Raw genomic sequence first — 20,968 nt, 5'->3', positions numbered from 1 at the left:
GTTCGGAGTATGATCATGCGCTTTCTTCTCGGCCTGCTGGCCACTGTTTTTGCCCTTCCCGCGCTTGCGCTGGACCTGCAATCGACCTTTACCAATATCGACGGGGGCACGCACCGCCTGTCGGATTGGCAGGGGCAGCCGGTGCTGGTGGTCAACACCGCCTCGATGTGTGGCTTCACGGGCCAGTATTCGGATTTGCAGCGGCTATACGACACCTACCGCGACCGGGGGCTGGTGGTGCTGGCGGTGCCGTCGGACGATTTCAACCAGGAATTGGCGAGCGAGGACGAGGTCAAGGAGTTCTGCGAAGTGAACTATGACCTGACCCTGCCGATGACCGGTATCACGAATGTTCGCGGCCCCGATGCGCACCCGTTTTATCGTTCGGTCGCGCAAGAGGCCGGGTTTACGCCGCGCTGGAATTTCAACAAGATCCTGCTGAGCCCCGAGGGCAAGGTCGTGGGCACCTATGGCTCGCCCGTCAAGCCGATGTCGTCCACGATCACCGGCGAGATCGAGAAGCTGCTGGCCCGGACGGGCGGCTGACCGGGGTGGTTGCGTCGGCTTCCTTGCTGGGGGCGATGCTGTAAAGCTTGCGATAGGCACGAGAGAAATGCGTGGGGCTGGTAAAGCCGCAAAGTACGCTGATTTCGGTGATGCTCATTTCGGTCTGACGCAGCAAGTTTCGAGCCTTTTCCAGCCGAATTTCCAGATAATACCGGCTGGGCGAGGTGTTCAGGAAAGCCATGAAGAGCCGTTCCAGCTGTCGCACGGACACGCCGACCATCGCGGCCAGTTCGCCGAGTTTCAACGGATCCTCGATATTGCCGCGCATGATCTCGATCGCCTGGGTCAGGCGGCGGTTGCCGCGTCCGACGCGGGCGGGCAGGGACAGGCGCTGAGACTGGCTGTGGTCGCGGGGGGCGGTATAGACCATCTGTTCGGCCACGTATTCCACCAGTTTGGGTCCGTAATCCTCGCCGATGAGGTGCAGCATGAGGTCCATCGAGGACGCCCCGCCAGCACAGGAAAACACGCGGCCGTCGACGGAATAGATCGTGTCCTGCACGGTGACCTGCGGCAGCGCCTCGGTCAGGGCATCGACATATTCCCAATGGGTGCTGACCCGGCGGCCGGCGATAAGGCCCGCCAGCGCAAGGGTGTAGGCGCCGCTGGAAAGCGAACCGAAACTGAGGCCTTTGCGCGTTTCGCGGCGCAGCCATGCCAGCACGTCCCTGGTGCTGCCCGCCGTAGCCGCGTGACCGGCGCAGACCACCAGCGTATCGTCGCGGCGCAATTCCTCCAGCGCGCCGTCCACGGCGACCGTCACGCCGTTCCAAGCCCTGGCCGGTGCGCCATCGGCGCTGAGCAGGCGCCATTCATAAAATGTGCGATTGCTGGAATGCCGGTTGGCGAGGCTGAGCGATTCCAGCGCGCAGGTGAAGCCCAGCATCGAAAAGCCGGGGATCAGCAGGAAGACATAGCGTTTCGGCGGCTGGTCGGTGTCGCGCATCAAAAGATCTTTGGCTGTGGGTCGCGCAAGGCCCGTCGACGGGACGCGTAGGCGGTACCAATCAACCGGACCGGCCCTGCCTGTCGCGCGGGTTTTCGGCAGAAACAGGTCCGCAGGCGACACGATTTGATCCAATCCGCCACATCGCTGCGACGGGTCGGATCACGCGTGTCAGGCCCTCAGGACACGCCCCAGTCCATCACCACCTTGCCGGAATTGCCCGAGATCATCGCGGCAAAGCCGTCCTCGAAGTCGTCGATGCCGATCCGGTGCGTGATCAGGCCGGACACGTCCAGCCCCGACTGCACCAGCGCGATCATCTTGTACCAGGTTTCGTACATTTCGCGGCCGTAGATGCCCTTGATATGCAGCATCCTGAAAATGACGGTGTTCCAGTCGACCGGAAATTCGGTGGGCGCGATGCCCAGCAGGGCGACCTTGCCGCCGTTGTTCATGCGCGAGATCATCTGCTGCATGGCCGCCGACGCGCCGGACATCTCCAGACCCACATCGAAGCCTTCGGTCATGCCGATCTGATCCATCACGTCGCGCAGCTGTTCTTTGCTGGTATCAACCACGTGCTGCACGCCCATCTTTTGGGCGAGGTTCAGGCGATAGGGGTTGATGTCGGTGATCACCGTTTTGCGCGCGCCCACCTTCTGCGCCACGAGCGCGCCCATGATGCCGATGGGCCCGGCCCCGGTGACCAGAACGTCCTCTCCCACAAGGTCGAAGGACAGGGCGGTGTGCACGGCGTTGCCGAACGGGTCGAAGATGGCGGCGATCTCGTCGGGGATATCCTCGGGGATCGGGACGACGTTGGATTCCGGGATGCAGAGATACTCGGCAAAGCTGCCGGGGCGATGCACGCCCACGCCCTTTGTGTTGCGGCACAGGTGACCGCGCCCGGCACGGCAGTTCCGGCAGGCGCCGCAAACGATATGCCCCTCGCCGCTGACGCGCTGGCCAATCCGGTATTTCATTGCCGCAGGGCCGGTATCGACGATCTCGCCGACGAATTCGTGACCGACGACCATCGGCACGGGCACGGTCTTGGCGCTGAATTCGTCCCATTTCCAGATATGCACGTCGGTGCCGCAAATGGCCGATTTCCTGACCTTGATCAGCACATCGCTCGGCCCCGGTTCGGGGACCGGGACGTGCTCCATCCACAGGCCCGGTTCGGGTTTGGACTTTACGAGGGCTTTCATCTGGTTCTGCATGGTCTAGTCCCACAAATCGGTGCTGAGGTATTTGAGGCCGCTGTCGCACATCACGATGGCAACGGTGCCGCCCTGTTCGACCCCGCCCAGCAGTTGGATCGCGCCGGCAAGGTTGGCCCCGGCGGAATAGCCGGCAAATATGCCTTCGGTGCGGGCCAGGAGGCGAGCGGCCTCGGCGGCGTCGCGGCCGGAAACAGTGACTGTTCCGGCCAGATTGGCGGATTTCAGGTGCGTGAGGTCCGGCATGGAATAGCCGCCGCCCTGGATCGGGTGATCGGGTTTGTCGGGGTCGATCCCGTAACAGCGGACGCCCTTTGGGCCAAGATAGGCCGTCACGCCGCCCAGTGTACCGCCCGAGCCGATGAAGTCGCAAAACGCGGTGACCGTGCCGCCCGACTGCGCCCAGATCTCGGGGCCGGTGCCCATCTCGTGCGACAGGGGATTGCCCGCCCGCTCGAACTGGTCGGCGCGGTAGGCGCCCCGCTCTGCCGTGATCTCCTGCGCGGCGGCATCGACCAGCGCGAGGTCCGCGCCGGAGACCTCGCCCTTGCGGCTGCCTTGGGCCTGCGGGACGAGGATCACCTCGGCCCCCAGCGCCCGCATCATCCGGGCGCGCTCCTCGGAATTTCCTTCGCTCATCACCGCGACGAACGGATGGCCCAGCACGCCGCAGACAATGGCCAGCCCCGTGCCCATGTTGCCCGAGGTCAATTCCACCACGGTCTGGCCCGGTGCGAGGTCGCCCGTGGCGCGCGCGCCTTCGATGATCGCCCGCGCCGCGCGGTCCTTCTTGGAAAAGCCGGGCATCAGGTAATCGAGCTTGGCGAGGATGCGGCCATTGAGGTGCAATGCGTCTCTGATACGGCTCAACTCGATCAAGGGCGTGTCGCCCATCGCCTCGATCACAGAGGGCAGGACGGTCACGAGATCACCTCCAGTTCCCGGCCCACAGCCTCGAACGCGTCGATGGCGCGGTCCAGCATGGGCCGGGTCAGGGCGGCGCTCATCTGGGTGCGGATGCGGTCCTGTTCGCGCGGCACGACCGGAAAGCTGAACGCGGTGACATAGACGCCGCGGTCGTTCAGCCGTTTGGCCATCTCCTGCGCCAGCTTGGGGTCGCGCAGCATGACGGGGATGATCGCGTGCTGCCCGGGCAGCAACTCGAACCCCAGCTTGCCCATCCGCTCGCGGAAATAGGCGGCGTTGTCCCACAGCCGACCGCGCAGATCGTCGCCTCGTTCCTCCAGCAGGTCGAAGACGCGCAGGGAGGCGGCGGCGATCACCGGCGCGAGGGTGTTGGAAAACAGGTAAGGCCGAGAGCGCTGCCGCAGCCAGTCGACCACCGGCGCGCTGGCCGCGGTATAGCCACCCGAGGCGCCACCCATCGCCTTGCCCAAAGTGCCGGTCAGGATATCCACGCGCCCCATGACTCCGCAATGCTCATGACTGCCGCGCCCGGTGTCGCCGAGGAATCCGGTGGCGTGGCAATCGTCGACCATGACCATCGCTTCATAGCGCTCAGCCAGGTCGCAAATCTGGTCCAGCCTGGCGATATAGCCGTCCATGCTGAACACGCCATCGGTGGCGATCAGGCGGTGGCGCGCGCCTTTCGCCTCTTTCAGGCAGCGTTCCAGATCGGCCATGTCGCTGTTGGTATAGCGATAGCGCTGCGCCTTGCACAGGCGCACACCGTCGATGATGCTGGCATGGTTCAGGGCGTCGGAGATGATGGCGTCTTCGGGGCCCAGAATCGTCTCGAACAAACCTGCATTCGCGTCGAACGCGGCGGCGTAAAGGATGCTGTCCTCTGTCCCCAGGAACCCCGCGATCCGCGCTTCCAGCGCCTTGTGCTCTTCCTGCGTGCCGCAGATGAACCGCACGCTCGCCATGCCGAAACCGTAACGGTCGAGCGCCTCGTGCGCGGCGGCAATGACCTCCGGATCGTCGGCAAGGCCAAGATAGTTGTTCGCACAAAGGTTCACCACCTCGTGCCCGCCGTCCAGCGTCACCTCGCCGGCCTGCATCGAGGTGATCACCCGCTCGGTCTTGTAAAGCCCGTCGTCGCGCAGCCCGTCGAGGCGCCCGGCAATATCGGCATCAAATTTCTTGGCCGCCCGCATGGTGCGCTGCCCCTCGCTTTCATCGTTTCTCAAATATTCAATGTAACAGCCGCCGATCACAAGCGCAGCCGTCAGATGAGTGACCCGGTCACGTGGCGATGCGCGGCCGCCCGCTGACCTCCACCGTAATGACGGCCTCCAGGAACACTTCGCGCGCCTCGGCCTGTGCGGTCTTGATGTCGCGGGTAACGCCGGTTTGCAAGTCCTCGGCGCCCGCGGCAAGGGCTGTCTGGCGCGCGTCGGATTTCAAGACGTCTTCCAATCGCTCCATCGCCTTGTCCGACTCGATGAAATCCTCCGGCCCGGTTTCCAGGTGCACGCGGAACCGGCCCTCGGCGGGGCTGGTGATGGTGCCCTGCCGCCGGATCGTGACGCGCCCGACCACCGCGCCGATGGCGTTGGCGACCCCGGCATGTTCGGGCAGGATCATGTCACAGCCAAGGCGCTTGCCCACAGCGGGATAATAGCTGCTGGCCGAGGCGCCCAGCCCGATCACCGGCACGTTCAACCCGGTGTCCAGCCGCACCAAGCCGCGATGCCGGTCCAGCCCTTTCTGCATCAGGACATGCCGCGCCAGCTGAGCCGCGGGCAGGCCGAAGTCGTGGTCGTCCTCGGCGAAAGCAGTCTCTAACAATGCTAAAGTCGTCTGTTGGGTCAACTGATTGACAATCATCTGCGCCATCGCCTCGGGGTCCGGACACAGGCGGTTGCCATTCCCGGTCCGCTTGCGCCCGACCAATTGCACGGCCTTGCGCGCGGCATCGGCATCCCACGCATCCAGACGCCCCAGCACATGGCTGGCATCCGACGGCGTGACGCCGGCGACCTGTACGAGACCCCGCGCCACCAGCCGACGCAGCGCCGCGCCGTCCATCCGGTTGCGCAGCACCGCACCAAGCGGTTTCACCCCGGTGCCGATCCGGTCCAGCAGGGCGGTCTCTTTCGGACCCAGCCCGTCAGCGTCGACCCCCGGCACGATGCGGATGAACCGCCCGTCATGTTCGCCCGGCGTGTCGTTGCGCAACTGGTCGTCCAACACGGCATGCAGGGCGGCGGGATCTTCCAGCGCGATCAGGCTGACCGGCACCACCCGGCGCGGGCCGAGAGTAACACCGCCAACCAACCCTTCGTCGAGCACGTGCACCTCGCTGTCGCCGCCCAGGCCGGTCGTGCGCATCGCGACCGCCTCGACCATGGTGCGCCAGGGGCCGACCTGTGCGCCGGCGGGGTCGATCATGGGGCGGCCATCGCGCAGAACGGCGACGTCCGTGGTGGTGCCGCCGATATCCGAGACCAGCGCGTGATCGGCGCCGGTCATCCAGCGCGCGCCGACGATGCTGGCCGCCGGACCGCTGAGAATGGTCTCGATGGGGCGTTCCCGCGCCTGGGCGCTGGAAATGAGCGCCCCATCGCCGCGCACCACCATCAGCGGCGCGTCGATACCGAACCGGGTGAGCGTGGCTTCGGCCTTTTCGATCAGCCGCGCGATCATGCCGATCAGCCGCGCGTTCAAGAGCGCGGTCAGCGCCCGCTTCGGCCCGTTCAGCTTGGCCGACAGGTGGTGCGAGCAGCTGGCCGGCTTGCCGGTGGCAGCGCGGATCATCTCGGCCACGCGCAGCTCGTGACTGGGGTTGCGGGTGGCGAACTGACTGGCGACAGCAAAGGCCGAGGCGCCCAGATCAGTTTCTAACCATGCGGAAAGTGCGGGTTCATCCAGCGCCGCCGTCTCGCTGCCCGCGTGGTTGTGCCCGCCGCTGAGAACAAGCGCGGGATCGCCGGCCAGCGCCTCGGTCAGGCCATGGGTGTCGAGGTCACGCTCGCGAAAGCCGATATAGACCAGCCCGACGCGCCCGCCCTGCCCCTCGACCAGCGCGTTGGTGGCCAGCGTGGTGGAAAGCGAGGCAAGGCCGATCTGGTCCGGCGTCACCCCGCTTTGGGCCAGAACCGCCTCGATCGCGTCGCCGATGCCGATGGACAGATCCTGCCGCGTGGTCAGGGCCTTGGCGCTGGCGATCACCTCACGCTCATCGCGCACCAGAACGGCGTCGGTATAGGTGCCGCCTGTGTCCACGCCCAACAGAATTGCCATGAGTGTCCCCTTTGTCCGGGTTCGGGTTTACGGGAAACCAGAGGTTATTCCCGCCCGTTTGCGGCATCGGAAAGACGCTTTACCGCCCAGTGCGCCGCATCGGCCACGGTTGCGTCGGGATCGTCGCACAAATCCTGCGCAACCGGCCGCAGCGCTGGGCGACCGGAATTGCCGATGGCATAAAGCACGTTGCGCACGAAACGGTCGCGCCCGATGCGCTTGATGGGACTGCCCGAGAACCGCGCGCGGAAGCCGGCATCATCCAGTTGCGCCAGCTCTGCCAGCGGCGGCGCGACAAGATCGTCACGGGCGTGATAGCGCAGCTCCGTCGCCTTGACCGCGAACTTGTTCCACGGACAGACGGCAAGGCAGTCGTCGCAGCCATAGATCCGGTTGCCCATCTTTGCGCGCAAGTCCTCGTCGACCGGGCCCTTGTGCTCGATCGTGAGGTAGGAAATGCAGCGCCGGGCATCCAGCTGATAGGGCGCCGGAAAGGCATCGGTCGGGCACACGTCCAGACAGGCGCGGCACGATCCGCAATGGTCCACTTCCGCCGGATCAGTGTCTATTTCAAGCGTGGTGAAGACAGACCCGATGAAGAACCAGCTGCCCATGTCGCGGCTGACCAGGTTGGTGTGCTTACCCTGCCAGCCCAGCCCCGCCGCCTCGCCCAGCGGTTTTTCCGGCACCGGGGCGGTATCGACGAACACCTTCACCTCGCCGCCCGCCTCGGCGATCAGCCAGCGCGCTAGCCGCTTCAGCCGTTTCTTGACCACGTCATGATAATCGCGGTTGCGCGCATAGACCGAGACGGTCCCGACCTCGGGGTCGTCCAGCGTCGCCATCGGGTCACTCTGAGGCGTGTAACTTTCGCCCAGCATGATGACAGACCGCGCCTCGGGCCACAGCACGTCGGGCGCACCGCGCCAATGCGCCCGGTCGGCCAGCCAATTCATCTGTCCATGATAGCCCCTGTCCAGAAAGGCCGCCAGACGCGCGGGCACCTGTGGCACGTCACCCGGACGGCACACGCGGCAAAGGTCGAACCCCTCCGCCAGGGCTTGCGCAACCAGTCTCTGTTTCAGCCCATCCATGCTTTTTCTTGGCCATAATACTTTGGGGTGCAGGCCGAGAGACAGAGCCCCTTAAAAATCAAGGTCGGCATAATGCGCCGGCGGCGGGAAGCCCGGCACCTGGTCGGCCAGGATGCTGCGGAAGGCCGGGCGCGACTTGATCTTGGCGTACCAGTCCTTGACCACCTCGGAGCGGTTCCAATCGACGTCCGAGATATAATCGAGGCTGGACAGGTGCGCGGCGGCGGCGAAATCGGCAAGGGTCATCACGTCGCCAGCCAGCCAGCGGCGGCGGTCCAGCAGCCACGCCATGTAATCGAGGTGGAACTTGATCGCCTTGGCGCCCGCCTTGACGTTGGTGCTGTCGGGAAAGCCCTGGCCCATGACCTTTTTGTTCACCCGTTCGTACAGCAGCTTGGACGACACCTCGTTGTGGAACTTGTCATCGAACCAGCCCACCAGCCGCCGCACCTCGTATCGCCCCTCGTGCGCCTTGGGAAGCAGGGCGGGCTCGGGGTACTTGTCTTCGAGGTATTCGCAGATCGGCGTGCTTTCCGACAGGGTCATGCCATCCAGCCGCAGCACCGGCACCTTGCCCGCCGGATTGCGGCGCAGGAAATCGGGATCGGCTTCCCAGTAACGTTCCTCGACCAGCTCGCATTCGATCCGCTTTTCCGCAAGGCAGAGCCGAACCTTCCGGCAGAAGGGGGAGAGGGGAACGTGGTAAAGCTTGGCCATGTCTGCTCCGGGCGGCTGGCGGAAATCTGTTCTTCAATGCCCGCAAACCGCGCCTATTTCAATCCTCGAAACAGGCCGCACGCCCGTCACGGCGAATCGTGGCCGCCCCGTCCATGATACCGGCGGCACGGTTGCGGGTGCTGTCGCTGGGCTGTGCCGCCGAGCGGTCCTTGGGGTTGGGCAGGATCGCCGCCAGCCGGGCGGCCTGCACGTCGGTCAGCGCGTCGGGGGCGACATCGAAATAGTGCCGGGCCGCGGCGTCGATGCCGAAGATCCCCTCGTCGAATTCGGCGACGTTCAGGTAGACCTCGATGATCCGCCGCTTGGACCAGAAAAGCTCGACCACCGGGGTCAGCGCCGCTTCCAGCGCCTTGCGGGTCCAGCTGCGCCCGTGCCAGAGATAGACATTCTTGACGACCTGTTGGCTGAGGGTCGAGGCACCGCGCCCGCTCCCGTCTTCCAGCGCGTCGCGGATGGCGTTCATGTCGAAACCCCAGTGCAGGCAGAAGTTGGCGTCCTCGGCCGCCACCAGCGAGCGCGCCATCACGGGCGCGACATCGTTCAAAGGCACCCATTGGTGGCGGATCTCGCCCAGGCGAAACACCTCCTGCTTCATGTAGAGCGTGTCGGGCGGGGCGTACCAGCGATGCGCCAGCACCGTGCCGCAGACGATGACCACGACGATCAGGACCACGCGCACGACCCAGACCCGCGCCCACACCACCGGGGCGGCGATGCGATCCATCACCGAAGGTTTGGATTTTCTGCTGCTCTGTTTCCTGGCCATCGCTGCCCGCAATAGTGCAAACCGGGGTCCGATGGTCAATCGGCAGTTTCGTCCGGCCGAGAGTATCCCGGCCGGAGGCATGGTTTATCTGTCCCCGGCCGGAGTATGATTCAGGCTCTATTCCGCCGGAATGGCGCTGTCTTCGATCCCGATGGGATGCTCCAGCTTGCCCAGCATCTCCTTGGGACAGACCTGAACGAACTTGTCCTTTTCGGCTTCCCAATATTGCAGAATATCGGCGGCGCGGCGGCTGCCGGTTTCATCTGCATGGCGCTCGATCAGGGTCTTGAGTTCGGTCAGCCAGTGCAGCTCGGTCACCGGGCAGGTCACGACCGACTCGCGGTTGATCAGCTTGTCGGTGTCGCCTTCGGGATCATAGAGGAAGGCCATGCCGCCGGTCATGCCGGCGGCGAAATTCGCGCCGACAGAGCCCAGGATCACGGCCATACCGCCGGTCATGTATTCGCACCCGTTGCTGCCGCAGCCCTCGATCACCACCTTGGCGCCGGAGTTGCGCACGGCAAAGCGTTCGCCCGCGCGCCCGGCGGCAAAGAGGAACCCTTCGGTCGCACCGTAGAGAACGGTGTTGCCGATGATGGTGTTATCGGCGGCCTCCAGCGGGCTGACCATGGGCGGACGGACCACGATGGTGCCGCCCGACAGGCCCTTGCCGACATAGTCGTTCGCATCGCCCGACACCTCGATCTTGAGCCCCGGCGCCGCGAAAGCGCCCAGGGACTGACCCGCGCTGCCGGTCAGCTTGACGGTCAGGTGGTCGGGCTGCAGGGCGTTGCGCATCCCGAAGTTGCGGACGATATGGCTGCTGACGCGGGTGCCCACGGTGCGGTGCGTGTTCTGCACGGCATAGTGAAGCTGCATCTTCTCGCCGTCGTTGAGGAACCGCGCGGCATCGCGCACGATTTCGGCGTCCAGCGTATCGGGCACCTCGTTGCGCGGCTTGTTGCGGTCGTAGGTGATGTGCTGCGCCCCGTCCACGGTGATCAGCATCGGGTTGAGGTCCAGATCATCCAGATGCGCCGAGCCACGGCTGACCTGGGTCAGCAGGTCGGCACGGCCGATCACGTCATCGAGGCTGCGCGCGCCGATGCTGGCCAGTATCTCGCGCACCTCCTGCGCGTAGAAGGTGATCAGGTTCACCACCTTGTCGGCATTGCCGGTGAACTTTTCGCGCAGCGACTCGTCCTGCGTGCACACGCCCACGGGGCAGGTGTTGGACTGGCACTGGCGCACCATGATGCAGCCCATGGCGATCAGGGCGGCGGTGCCGATGCCGTATTCCTCGGCCCCCATCATCGCGGCCATGACGATGTCGCGCCCGGTGCGCAACCCGCCATCGGTCCGCAGGGTGATGCGGTCGCGCAGGTTGTTCATCGACAGAACCTGGTGCGCCTCGGTCAGGCCCATTTCCCAGGGCAGGCCGGCATATTTGATCGACGTGGCGGGCGACGCGCCAGTGCCGCCGTTATGACCCGAAATCAGAATCACGTCGGCCTTGGCCTTGGCCACGCCGGCGGCAATCGTGCCGACGCCGGATTGCGACACCAGCTTGACGCAGACCTTCACGGTCGGGTTGATCTGCTTGAGGTCATAGATCAACTGCGCCAGATCCTCGATCGAGTAGATATCGTGGTGCGGCGGCGGCGAGATCAGGGTAACGCCCTCGGTCGAGTGACGCAGGCGCGCGATCAGCTTGGTCACCTTCATACCGGGCAGCTGCCCGCCCTCGCCGGGCTTGGCGCCTTGGGCCACCTTGATTTCCAGCTCTTCGCACTGGTTGAGGTATTCCGCCGTGACGCCAAAGCGGCCCGACGCGACCTGCTTGATCTTCGCTGACGGATTGTCGCCGTTGGGTTCGGGCACGAAATGCGCCGGATCCTCGCCGCCCTCGCCACTGTCAGAGCGCGCGCCGATGCGGTTCATGGCGACGTTGAGGGTCTTGTGCGCCTCGGGGCTGAGCGCGCCCAGCGACATGCCCGGCGTGACGAAGCGTTTGCGGATCGCGGTGACGCTTTCCACCTCTTCCAGCGGTACGGCCTCGCCCATGGGCTTGATCGCCATCAGGTCGCGCAGGTGAATCGGCGGGTTTGCCTGCATCGCCTGGCTGTAGCGCTTCCACAGCTCGAAGCTGGCCTTGTTGCAGGCCATCTGCATCATGTGCATGGTCTGCGCGCCCCAGGCGTGGGTCTCGCCCGACTTGCGCGACTTGTAGAAGCCGCCGATGGGCAGCACGTTCTTGCCGCCGCGGAAGGCGGTGGCGTGGATTTCCTCCAGCTTGGCCTGGATGCCGCTGATGCCGATGCCCGAGATACGGCTGGTGAGGCCGGGGAAGTACTCGGCGCACATGGCGCGGGAAAGGCCCACAGCCTCGAAATTCAGGCCGCCGCGATAGGACGAGATTACACTGATGCCCATCTTCGACATGATCTTCAGCAGGCCCTGGTCGATGGCCAGGCGATAGCGCGCCACGGCCTCGGTCAGCGAGCAGTCCAGCAGGCCGCGCTCGATCCGGTCGGCCAGGCTGTCCTCGGCGAGGTAGGCGTTGACCACGGTGGCGCCCGCGCCGATCAGGACGGCGAAGTAATGCGGGTCGATGCATTCCGCCGAACGGACATTCAGGCTGGTGAAGGTGCGCAGGCCCTTGCGCGTCAGGTGGCTGTGCACGGCGCTGGTGGCCAGGATCATCGGCATGGCGATGCGGGTCTCGGAAACGCCCTGATCGGTCAGCACGATATGCCCCGAGCCGGAGCGCACCGCGTCCTCTGCCTCAGCCCGGATGCGTTCCAGCCCGGCCTTGAGTGCGCCCTTGCCGGACTCGAACGTGCAGTCGATCTCGCATACATCGGCGTTCAGGCATTCCAGCATGGCCTGCCATTGCGCGTTGCCCACAAAGGGGCTTTCCAGCACCATGATCTCGGTTTGGGCGCTCGATTCATCCAGCACGTTCTTGAGGTTGCCGAACCGGGTCTTCAGACTCATGACGCGGAATTCGCGCAGGCTGTCGATCGGCGGGTTGGTCACCTGGCTGAAGTTCTGGCGGAAATAGTGACTGAGCGGGCGGTATTTCTTGGACAGGACCGCGCTGGGCGTATCGTCGCCCATGCTGGCCACGACCTCTTTGCCATCCTCGGCCATGGGGGCGAGCACCTGTTCCAGTTCTTCCACGGAATAGCCTGCGGCGATCTGGCGGCGGCGCAGTTCGGTGCCCGAACAGGTCGCGGTTTCGGTCACCCCGGCCAGACGCTCATCGAGGTCGGTGATCTTTCCCACCCATTCGTCAAAGGGCAGGGCGCGCGCCATTTTGTCCTTGATCTCGGTGTCGTGGTAAAGAACGCCCTTCTGCGTGTCGACGGCCAGCATCTGGCCCGGGCCCAGCGCGCCTTTTTCGCGCACGGTCGCCTCGTCTATCGTCACCATTCCGGCCTCGGAGCCCGCGATGACAAGGCCATCGCCCGTCACGACATAGCGCATCGGGCGCAGCCCGTTCCGGTCGAGCCCGGCACAGACCCAGCGGCCATCGGTCATGGCCAGCGCGGCGGGGCCGTCCCACGGCTCCATCACCGAGTTGCAGTAGGAATACATGTCGCGCCACGCGACGGGCAATTCCTCGGCCTGCTTGGACCAGCTTTCGGGGACAAGCATTGTCTTGGCCATGGGCGCCGAGCGGCCGGCGCGCACCAGCACTTCGAAAACAGAGTCTAATGCAGCGGAATCCGACGATCCTTGGGCGATGATCGGTTTGATATCCTCGGCCATGTCGCCAAACGATTGCGACGCCATGCGGATTTCATGGCTCTTCATCCAGTTGGTGTTGCCCTTCAGCGTGTTGATCTCGCCGTTATGGGCCAGCATCCGGAAAGGTTGCGCCAGCCACCATTGCGGGAAGGTATTGGTGGAATAGCGTTGGTGATAGATGGCGAAGTTCGACTTGAACCGCTCGTCCTTGAGGTCGGGATAGAATTCGGCCACCTGCTCGGCCAGCATCATGCCCTTGTAGATGATGCTGCGGCAGCTGAGCGACGCGATGTAAAGCTGCCCGACACCGGCGGCGGCGGCGGCTTTCTCGATCCGGCGGCGGATAACGTAAAGCTCGCGCTCGAAATCCTCTTCGTCGATGCCCTTGGCGTTGGAAATAAGGATTTGCTCGATCTCGGGGCGCGTGGCGTTGGCCTTTTCGCCCAGCACGCTGATATCCACGGGCACGTGCCGCCAGCCGTAGATATAGTGCCCCATGCGCAGCACTTCGGTTTCAACGATGGTCCGGCAGGTTTCCTGCGCCCCGAAATCCGTGCGCGGCAGAAAGACCTGGCCCACGGCAAGCAGCTGATCCTCGCGCGGCTCGTGGCCGGTGCGGCGAACCTGGTCATAGAAGAACGGGGCGGGAATCTGGATGTGGATGCCCGCGCCATCGCCCGTCTTGCCGTCGGCATCCACCGCGCCCCGGTGCCAGATCGCCTTGAGAGCGTCGATACCCGCCTCGACCACCTTGCGGCTTTCCTTGCCGTTGATCGAAACCACCAGGCCGACACCGCAGGAGGAATGCTCTTCCTCTTCGGAATACATGCCGTTCTCGGCCATCCACTTGCGCTTGGTTTCTTCCTGCGCGGCCCAGTTTTCATCGAATTTGGTCATCACTATACCCTTTCAATGGGTGCGGGCATGGCCCGGAAAACAGTCTCTGTTGCGGCGGAGAACGCTTACTCCGCCGCCACCGCCGTGGCACCGGCGTCCATTTCTTCCAAGATTGCAGCAGCCGCATCCCGGCCGTCGCGTATGGCCCAGACGACAAGGCTTGCCCCGCGCACGATGTCGCCCACGGCATAGACGCCGGGCAGCGAGGTCTTGCCGCTGGTGAACTCGGCCCGGATCGTGCCCCAGCGGGTCACGGTCAGCTCATCCTGGTTCCACAGCGTCGGCAGTTCCTCGGCCTCGAAGCCCAGCGCCTTGATCACAAGATCGGCGGGCTCGTCATAATCCGCGCCCTCGATTTCCTCGGGGCTTTGGCGGCCCGTCGCGTCGGGTGAACCAAGGCGCATCTGCTGCACCTTGACGGAGGTCACCGGATCGCCGTGAAATGCCTTGGGCGCGGAAAGCCACTCGAACTCCACGCCTTCTTCCTCGGCGTTCATGACCTCGCGCTGCGAGCCGGGCATGTTGGCCCTGTCGCGGCGGTAAAGACACTTGACCGATGTGGCGCCCTGGCGGATTGCGGTGCGCACGCAGTCCATCGCGGTGTCGCCGCCGCCGATGACCACCACGCGCTTGCCCTCGGCGTTCAGCTCGCCGCTCTCGAATTCGGGCACATCGTCGCCAAAGCTCTTGCGGTTCGACGCGGTGAGATAGTCGATAGCCCGCACGATGCCGGCCGCGCCCGCGCCGGGGCCTGGCAGTTCACGGCTTTTGTAGACGCCCGTGGCGATCAGGACGGCGGTGTGCTTTTGCCGGATCTCGTCAAAGCTGATGTCGGTGCCCACGTCACAGTTCAGCACGAATTCGACGCCGCCTTTTTCAAGCTGCTCGACACGGCGCATCACCACAGGCTTTTCCAGCTTGAAGCCGGGGATGCCGTAGGTCAGCAACCCGCCCGCGCGGTCGTAGCGGTCATAGACCGTCACCTGCACGCCGGCATTGCGCAGCACGTCTGCGGCGGCCATACCGCCGGGGCCCGCGCCGATGATGCCAACGCTTTCCTCGCGTTCCTGGACGGGTGCGATGGGCTGCACCCAGCCTTCCTCCCACGCGGTGTCGGTGATGTATTTCTCGACCGCGCCGATGGTGACGGTGCCGTGGCCCGATTTCTCGATCACGCAGTTGCCTTCGCACAGGCGGTCCTGCGGGCAGATGCGGCCACAAATCTCGGGGAAGGTGTTTGTGGCCTGGCTGACCTCATAGGCTTCCTGCAGGCGCCCTTCGGCGGTCAGGCGCAGCCAGTCGGGGATGTTGTTGTGCAGCGGACAGTGGTTCTGGCAATAGGGCACGCCGCATTGGCTGCACCGGCCGGACTGTTCCTTGGCCTTTTCGTCGGCGTATTCGGCATAGATCTCGTTGAAATCTTCCCGGCGCGCATCAGCGGAGCGCTTGGTGGGCATGTCCCGCTCGACGGACACGAATTTCAGCATCGGTGTTTTTGCCACGATTCTCTCCAAAGATCGCCTCGGTCTACATGGTCTAGTGCAAGGCGCGCGCAAAATAAAGTCAGCACAGTTGACCTATAAACCATTATTTTTATCTCTTGCCGGCGCTTGCGTCAAGTTTGATCAAAACTTTAGGTCCGATCCGGACTTAAATGTTCGCTTTCCTCGGGTTCCCGTTGCGGTGTAGCTAGGAAAAAAGACGCACGCGGGTTCGGGCACATGCCGCTTTTCCATCTTATCCTGGTCGCGGTGATCCAGGGCATCACCGAGTTCCTGCCGGTGTCCTCTTCCGGGCATCTTATACTTTTGCCGGGCCTGACGGGCCTCGAAGATCAGGGCCAGGCCATAGACGTGGCAGTGCATGTCGGCACGCTGTTCGCGGTGATCCTGTATTTCTGGCCGGACGTGAAGCTGGCGCTGTCGGGTCTGCCCCGCGCGGTAACCGGGCGGATCGACACGGAAGGGTCCAAGCTGGCCTTCCTGCTGATCGTGTCGTCGATCCCGGTGGTGGCCTTTGGCGTGCTCTTGAAGATGACGGGGCTGGACGACGACATGCGCTCGATCGCCGTGATCGGCTGGACGATGCTGGTCTTCGGCATCGTGCTTTACTGGGCGGACCAGGCGGGCGAGGCCACACGCGAGGCGCGCGACTGGTCGCTGCGCGACGCCATGGTGATGGGCGTCTGGCAGGCCATCGCGCTGATCCCCGGCACGTCACGGTCCGGGATCACCATCACGGGGGCGCGGTTCATGGGCTATGGCCGATCCGACGCCGCGCGGCTGTCGATGCTGATGTCGATCCCGGTGATCATCGAAAGCGGCGTGTTCCTGGGCGCCGAGGCAGTCTATACCGCCAATGTCGGGCTGATCCGCGACAGCGCCATCGCCGCCGCCTTCGCATTTGTCTCGGCGCTGCTGGCGTTGACCCTGATGATGCGGCTCTTGCGCAGCGTGTCGTTCACGCCCTACGTGATCTACCGGATCGTGCTCGGAATCGTACTGCTGGTCGTGGCCTATTCGTAATCCGGCAGGTCGCTATAGCGCTCGGGGATGAACAGCGCATAGGTCAGAAAGCCCCAGTAGTCGTCCCAGGCCGCGTCTGTCACCGCGACGGTTACGGTGGAGAAGTAGCGCCGGTCGAGCGTGTTCCTGCCAAAATACAGAACCTGGCCGCGCCATTTTTCGGCCATTGCGGTCGAGGCGCACCACAGGTGCAACGTGTCGCCAAGCGGCAGGTCCAGCGACAAGAGCACATGCCCCTTTCGCGCCATCGCCGCCTCGATCGCGCGGACATGCCCGCCAAAGCCCTTGCGGAACGCCCGCCATTGAGTGTCGCTCGGCCCGGTTTCAGGGTCTATCTCGCCCGGAAACAGGGACATGATATCCTTTTGCGGGTCGCCTGCGAAATCGGCCAGTCCGTGCTGTTCCAGAACCAGCGGCATCTCGTTGATGTACTTGTCCTCGAACCCGAGGATGTGACCGTGGGCGTCGAGCAGGCTGATGATCCCGCGCAGCGTCCGCTCGGCTGCCGGGGCGTCTTCGAGGCCGTAATACCCGATCGTTTCCAGCGTGGTGGGCGGTGTCTCGATCAGGTCGCGCGCGGTGGCCATGACCTGCGGATCATTCCCAGAGACATCGCGCGCGAATTCGACGAAAAGCTGTGCCTGCTGGTCCGGTATCGGCTGGGCACCGCCCGCAAGCGCGGAAGAGACAAGCAACAGCGCGGCACATATCGCGCGCCGGATCATCCCTCGCGCAGGTTGCGCGCCGATTCCTTGATGTCCGAATACTGGCCCGACGGGCGGAACCGCCAGAGATAGTCGGGCAATACCGCCTCCATCGCCATGGGTCGGATGCCCAGCGCGGCAAATCCCTTGGCGTCGTCCGCGACGACGTTGTCCCGTGTCAGGCTCGCGACCTGATCTCGGGTGATCTGCGCCGGGATCAAACCGCCGCTGAGAAACTGGACCCCGTCCATCATCGCAGCCAGCGGACGGGCGAGGGCGAAGGGAATGTTCACGATCAGGCGGCGGCGGCGGATCACGTCCAGCATCTGCTGCATCAGCTCGCGGAAGGTGTGCACGTCGGGCCCGCCCAGCTCGTAGATGCCGGGCGCGGCGTCGCCCGTGGCACCCATCACCGCGGCCTCGGCGACATTGTCGACATAGACCGGCTGGAACCTCGTCGCGCCGCCCACCACGGGCAGAACCGGCGAGAATTTGGTCATGGCGGCGAACCGGTTGAAGAAATTATCCTCGTGCCCGAAGATCACCGAAGGCCGCAGGATCACGGCCTCGGGCATATGCTCCAGCACCGCGTCTTCGCCTTTGGCCTTGGTCTGGGCATAGATGCTGGGAGAGTCCACGTCGGCCCCGATGGCCGAGATCTGCACTATGCGGCCGACACCCATTTCGGCCGCCATACGGGCCACGCGGCGCGCGCCTTCGACCTGGATCGCGTCGAAATTGTTCTTGCCGCGCCGATCGAACGTGCCGACACAGTTGATCACCGCGTCCGCGCCCCGCATGACCGAACGCACGCTCTCGTCGTCACGGATGTTGCAGGCGACGGGCGCGACCTGTCCGACGACGCCATAGGGTTTGACGAAGATCGCCTCGTGCGGGCGGCGCACCGCGACCCGCACACGCCAGCCCTTCTGCGCCATCCGCCGCGCGATATACCGCCCGACAAACCCTGATCCGCCGTAAATGGTGACAAGCCTGGACATGGTTGATGCTCCCGTCTGCGCCTTTGGCCTTCATCCTACTAGACGTGATGGCCGAAATCGACAAGGCGAATTGACCAATACGAATGATCCGCAAGAATCCAAGTTGACACGGCTTGGCGCGATGTCTAAATGCCCCTCCACGACACCTGCCCAGGTGGCGGAATTGGTAGACGCGCTAGCTTCAGGTGCTAGTGTCCGTATGGACGTGGAGGTTCGAGTCCTCTCCTGGGCACCAATCACCCCTTGTCATCCCCCATATTCTCAACGAAAACAGGCCGATATCTGCCTCCTCGGGTCCACATTCAGGTACACAGGAGGTCCACACTATGGGCGTTGTGATGAAGTTGAGAGGTCTCTCCGAACTGGGTCAGGGTCGTTGGGAATACCGACGGCGCGTCCCCGAAGCAGTCAAGACTGCGCTGGGCAAGAGCGAGTGGAAGCGGGTAATCAAGGCGCGGTCGGACGCTGACCTCATGCGCCAGTATGCCCTAGTCGAAGCCGAGTTCGAGCGCGAAGTAGCGTCTGCAAAGGCTCCCCGCAAGATGCTGACCCCTCGGGCAGCGTGGGAAGCGGCGGTGAGAAAAGCCGATGAGGTGGCGTCGGGCGTGATCGGTCTCGATGGAGACGATGCCCGCGAGGTGGCGGCTGACAGCCTGGCTTCGCTCGGTCGCTCCCCTCTAGTAGTGCAAGCCCTGATGGACCCTCAGCGGTCTCCTCCGGCGCTGACCGTCGAAGATGCCCGCGAGATCTATGTGAAGGAGAAGCTCGGGGGCGGGGTCGACCCAGAGCATCGCGGCACTCTGGTGCGCCTTGCGCGGGTCATGCATCTGGCGGCGGAAGCTGGTCTCCTGGCCTCCACGGCATTGAACTCTCTGACCCGCGAACATGCCCGAAAGGTTCGCGATCACATGCTCTCTCGGGAGAAACTCGGGGGCGAAAGTCGCATCTCTCCATCATCGGTGAAACGGGAGCTTGGCCTACTGCGGACGGTGATTTCCTACGGTTCCACCGAACTCGGCCTCCTTGATCTGGTCAATCCCTTCGAGCGCCTGCCGATAGAGGGCCTGTCTGCCTCTACAGGAGCACGGGTTGCAGCGCGCGATAAGGTGGAGCCGCTCCCCTCGAAGGTTGCGTCGGCCATGTGCTCGAAACTGTCGGGTGATCTGCACTTGATCTGGCGCATCCTCACAGGAACGGGTTGCCGTCTGGGCGAGGTCACGGGTCTGCGGGTGGAGGACGTGGTCCTCGATGTTCCGACCCCTCATGTCCGCATCAGGTGGCACGAGAGGCGGCGTCTCAAGACCCTATCTAGCATTCGGTCGGTGCCCCTGCTAGGTGACTCGCTGGAGGCCGGCAAGCAAGCCGTGAAGGCTGCCGAGGGGTCTGCCTACCTGTTCTCCCGCTATGCCCGCGAGCGTGGCTCTGACGCGGCCTCTGCAGCCCTGATGAAGCACCTACGGGGGTTCACCACCGACAAGCGGCATAAGGTCCATTCCCTGCGCCACGGCATGAAGGACCGCATGCGCAAGGCTGGGGTGGACAAGGTTTCCCAAGACATCGTCCTAGGCCATGCTCCGGCGAACATCGGGGAGACCTACGGGGGCGAGGAGGGTCTCCTTGCGGTGGCTCTCAGGGCGCTGCAAGCGGTCGAGAACCACGAGGGACGGCACCTCGAAAAAAATCCCCCCACAGCCGTTAGGCCATGAGGGGATGGTAGTCAGATGATCTCGACGTTGGAGTATCATCGCTTCTGGTCTGTGCTTTGCTGCCGTTACTGGGCCTCCTTCGCGCGCTTGGAGTAGTTGCTCACTCGGTTCTTTTTGAGCCACTGAACGCCATCCTTGCCGTAGTCCCCGCAGAACAGCCTAGAGTGCTTGGTCCAGCTATCAGTGGAAATGCTTCCTCTTCGCATGAAAGATCATCTTGAGAGCAGCAGGGACATCTCTTTCGCTCGTCAACTTGAAGAGGGTGTTTCCACGGTCATCCTTGATCGGAAGGTCTGCAACAGGCTCGAAATGATCCACCGTTCCACGCACAGTGATGGACAGCTGCTGGATTTGAGGTTGGATGATCACATACCAGAAGTTGTCGGGAGTGTCCGAGAAGTTCCGCGCCTTTCCACGCTTGAGGTCACCTACCGAGCGTTCGCGGACCCCCGAGAGCAGAGCTGCAGCAGCCTTCGCCATGGGCGGGTTGAGAAGCTCCTTGGCCAAGGACAGGAACTCTTGGTCACCGGGACCGAAAACAACCCCACTAACTGGGCTTCCACCAGCCGCGACGACTTTTTGCGGTTGAACGATGGCAGAAACAGCAATGGCTTCAGACTGCGTCCCGATATTGAGAGCAATCGCATCTTCAAGGTCGAATGACAGAGCTGATGCCTTTTCGTCGAACTTGTAGTTCTTCAAGAGAAGCACGCTGCGTGGTCCAACGGTCTTTGCGCCCGCTCCGAAGAGGCGGACTTCATGTGGTGACATCTCAAGTTGCCAGACACCATTGGCAATTTGTTCAGCTTTCTGAGCGGTAATGGTCAGTCCCATCGCAC

Annotated in this window: 16 protein-coding genes and 1 tRNA gene; 4 read left to right on the top strand and 13 right to left on the bottom strand. The window is 64.0% G+C overall.

The window, feature by feature from the left end; genetic code table 11:
• Window positions 1–15: 15 nt before the first annotated feature.
• Window positions 16–546 carry a glutathione peroxidase gene (locus tag XM53_RS03715; protein WP_082630768.1) on the top strand — a complete coding sequence of 177 codons (531 nt, stop codon included), beginning with the start codon at window positions 16–18 and terminating at the stop codon, window positions 544–546.
• Here XM53_RS03715 and XM53_RS03710 read toward each other — a convergent pair.
• The 10 genes from XM53_RS03710 to XM53_RS03665 all read right to left on the bottom strand — a co-directional run bounded on the left by XM53_RS03710 (window position 503) and on the right by XM53_RS03665 (window position 15,695).
• Complete coding sequence (locus tag XM53_RS03710; protein WP_082630721.1) at window positions 503–1,513, bottom strand: GlxA family transcriptional regulator; 1,011 nt, start codon at window positions 1,511–1,513, stop codon at window positions 503–505. The genes XM53_RS03715 and XM53_RS03710 overlap by 44 nt on opposite strands.
• A gap of 179 nt (window positions 1,514–1,692) precedes the next feature.
• Window positions 1,693–2,736 (bottom strand): L-threonine 3-dehydrogenase, encoded by a 1,044-nt coding sequence (gene tdh, locus XM53_RS03705; protein ID WP_057790431.1) that lies wholly within the window; start codon window positions 2,734–2,736, stop codon window positions 1,693–1,695.
• A gap of 3 nt (window positions 2,737–2,739) precedes the next feature.
• On the bottom strand, window positions 2,740–3,660 hold the full coding sequence (locus XM53_RS03700) for a PLP-dependent cysteine synthase family protein (RefSeq protein WP_236544410.1): 921 nt from the start codon (window positions 3,658–3,660) through the stop codon (window positions 2,740–2,742).
• Window positions 3,657–4,856, bottom strand: a complete 1,200-nt coding sequence (locus tag XM53_RS03695; RefSeq protein WP_057791226.1) for a glycine C-acetyltransferase — start codon at window positions 4,854–4,856, stop codon at window positions 3,657–3,659. The genes XM53_RS03700 and XM53_RS03695 overlap by 4 nt, the downstream gene beginning before the upstream one ends.
• An 88-nt stretch (window positions 4,857–4,944) precedes the next feature.
• Entirely contained in the window at window positions 4,945–6,945 is a 2,001-nt protein-coding gene (locus XM53_RS03690; RefSeq protein WP_057790429.1) for a hydantoinase/oxoprolinase N-terminal domain-containing protein, read from the bottom strand.
• A 44-nt stretch (window positions 6,946–6,989) separates the two neighbouring features.
• Entirely contained in the window at window positions 6,990–8,039 is a 1,050-nt protein-coding gene (gene queG / locus XM53_RS03685; protein ID WP_057790427.1) for a tRNA epoxyqueuosine(34) reductase QueG, read from the bottom strand.
• A 51-nt stretch (window positions 8,040–8,090) separates the two neighbouring features.
• Entirely contained in the window at window positions 8,091–8,756 is a 666-nt protein-coding gene (fzlA, locus tag XM53_RS03680; protein WP_057790425.1) for an FtsZ-binding protein FzlA, read from the bottom strand.
• 58 nt (window positions 8,757–8,814) lie between these two features.
• Window positions 8,815–9,501, bottom strand: coding sequence for a monofunctional biosynthetic peptidoglycan transglycosylase (mtgA, locus tag XM53_RS03675; RefSeq protein ID WP_236544409.1), 687 nt, complete (start codon window positions 9,499–9,501; stop codon window positions 8,815–8,817).
• Window positions 9,502–9,660: 159 nt separating this feature from the next.
• Entirely contained in the window at window positions 9,661–14,193 is a 4,533-nt protein-coding gene (gltB, locus tag XM53_RS03670; protein WP_057790420.1) for a glutamate synthase large subunit, read from the bottom strand.
• Between the two features lie 65 nt (window positions 14,194–14,258).
• Window positions 14,259–15,695, bottom strand: a complete 1,437-nt coding sequence (locus tag XM53_RS03665; protein WP_201455374.1) for an NAD(P)-dependent oxidoreductase — start codon at window positions 15,693–15,695, stop codon at window positions 14,259–14,261.
• Between the two features lie 219 nt (window positions 15,696–15,914).
• Here XM53_RS03665 and XM53_RS03660 point away from each other — a divergent pair, with 219 nt between their 5' ends.
• The gene (locus XM53_RS03660) at window positions 15,915–16,718 is read left to right on the top strand and encodes an undecaprenyl-diphosphate phosphatase (RefSeq protein WP_057790416.1); all 804 of its coding nucleotides are present in this window, start codon (window positions 15,915–15,917) and stop codon (window positions 16,716–16,718) included.
• Here the strand turns inward: XM53_RS03660 and XM53_RS03655 are convergent.
• On the bottom strand, window positions 16,709–17,413 hold the full coding sequence (locus XM53_RS03655) for a hypothetical protein (protein WP_236544408.1): 705 nt from the start codon (window positions 17,411–17,413) through the stop codon (window positions 16,709–16,711). The genes XM53_RS03660 and XM53_RS03655 overlap by 10 nt on opposite strands.
• 26 nt (window positions 17,414–17,439) lie before the next feature.
• Window positions 17,440–18,423 (bottom strand): complex I NDUFA9 subunit family protein, encoded by a 984-nt coding sequence (locus tag XM53_RS03650; protein WP_057790413.1) that lies wholly within the window; start codon window positions 18,421–18,423, stop codon window positions 17,440–17,442.
• Between the two features lie 148 nt (window positions 18,424–18,571).
• Here XM53_RS03650 and XM53_RS03645 point away from each other — a divergent pair.
• Window positions 18,572–18,658: transfer RNA gene (locus tag XM53_RS03645), tRNA-Leu, on the top strand.
• A 91-nt stretch (window positions 18,659–18,749) separates the two neighbouring features.
• Complete coding sequence (locus tag XM53_RS03640; protein ID WP_057790411.1) at window positions 18,750–20,129, top strand: tyrosine-type recombinase/integrase; 1,380 nt, start codon at window positions 18,750–18,752, stop codon at window positions 20,127–20,129.
• A 180-nt stretch (window positions 20,130–20,309) separates the two neighbouring features.
• Here the strand turns inward: XM53_RS03640 and XM53_RS03635 are convergent, their stop codons facing one another.
• Entirely contained in the window at window positions 20,310–20,963 is a 654-nt protein-coding gene (locus XM53_RS03635) for a hypothetical protein (RefSeq protein WP_057790408.1), read from the bottom strand.
• Between the last annotated feature and the right edge of the window lie 5 nt (window positions 20,964–20,968).

It is taken from the genome of Roseovarius atlanticus, from assembly GCF_001441615.1.
GTDB lineage: Bacteria > Pseudomonadota > Alphaproteobacteria > Rhodobacterales > Rhodobacteraceae > Roseovarius > Roseovarius atlanticus.
Note: the sequence above shows the minus strand (reverse complement) of the source record. Positions and strands in the feature narration are given on the sequence as shown.

Coding starts and splice junctions, on each gene's coding strand:
- XM53_RS03635 (WP_057790408.1), bottom strand. CDS start 20,963: ATGGGACTGACCATTACCGCTCAGAAAGCTGAACAAATTGCCAATGGT.
- XM53_RS03660 (WP_057790416.1), top strand. CDS start 15,915: ATGCCGCTTTTCCATCTTATCCTGGTCGCGGTGATCCAGGGCATCACC.
- XM53_RS03690 (WP_057790429.1), bottom strand. CDS start 6,945: ATGGCAATTCTGTTGGGCGTGGACACAGGCGGCACCTATACCGACGCC.
- XM53_RS03650 (WP_057790413.1), bottom strand. CDS start 18,423: ATGTCCAGGCTTGTCACCATTTACGGCGGATCAGGGTTTGTCGGGCGG.
- XM53_RS03715 (WP_082630768.1), top strand. CDS start 16: ATGCGCTTTCTTCTCGGCCTGCTGGCCACTGTTTTTGCCCTTCCCGCG.
- XM53_RS03710 (WP_082630721.1), bottom strand. CDS start 1,513: ATGCGCGACACCGACCAGCCGCCGAAACGCTATGTCTTCCTGCTGATC.
- XM53_RS03695 (WP_057791226.1), bottom strand. CDS start 4,856: ATGCGGGCGGCCAAGAAATTTGATGCCGATATTGCCGGGCGCCTCGAC.
- fzlA (WP_057790425.1), bottom strand. CDS start 8,756: ATGGCCAAGCTTTACCACGTTCCCCTCTCCCCCTTCTGCCGGAAGGTT.
- gltB (WP_057790420.1), bottom strand. CDS start 14,193: ATGACCAAATTCGATGAAAACTGGGCCGCGCAGGAAGAAACCAAGCGC.
- XM53_RS03640 (WP_057790411.1), top strand. CDS start 18,750: ATGGGCGTTGTGATGAAGTTGAGAGGTCTCTCCGAACTGGGTCAGGGT.
- mtgA (WP_236544409.1), bottom strand. CDS start 9,501: ATGGATCGCATCGCCGCCCCGGTGGTGTGGGCGCGGGTCTGGGTCGTG.
- queG (WP_057790427.1), bottom strand. CDS start 8,039: ATGGATGGGCTGAAACAGAGACTGGTTGCGCAAGCCCTGGCGGAGGGG.
- tdh (WP_057790431.1), bottom strand. CDS start 2,736: ATGCAGAACCAGATGAAAGCCCTCGTAAAGTCCAAACCCGAACCGGGC.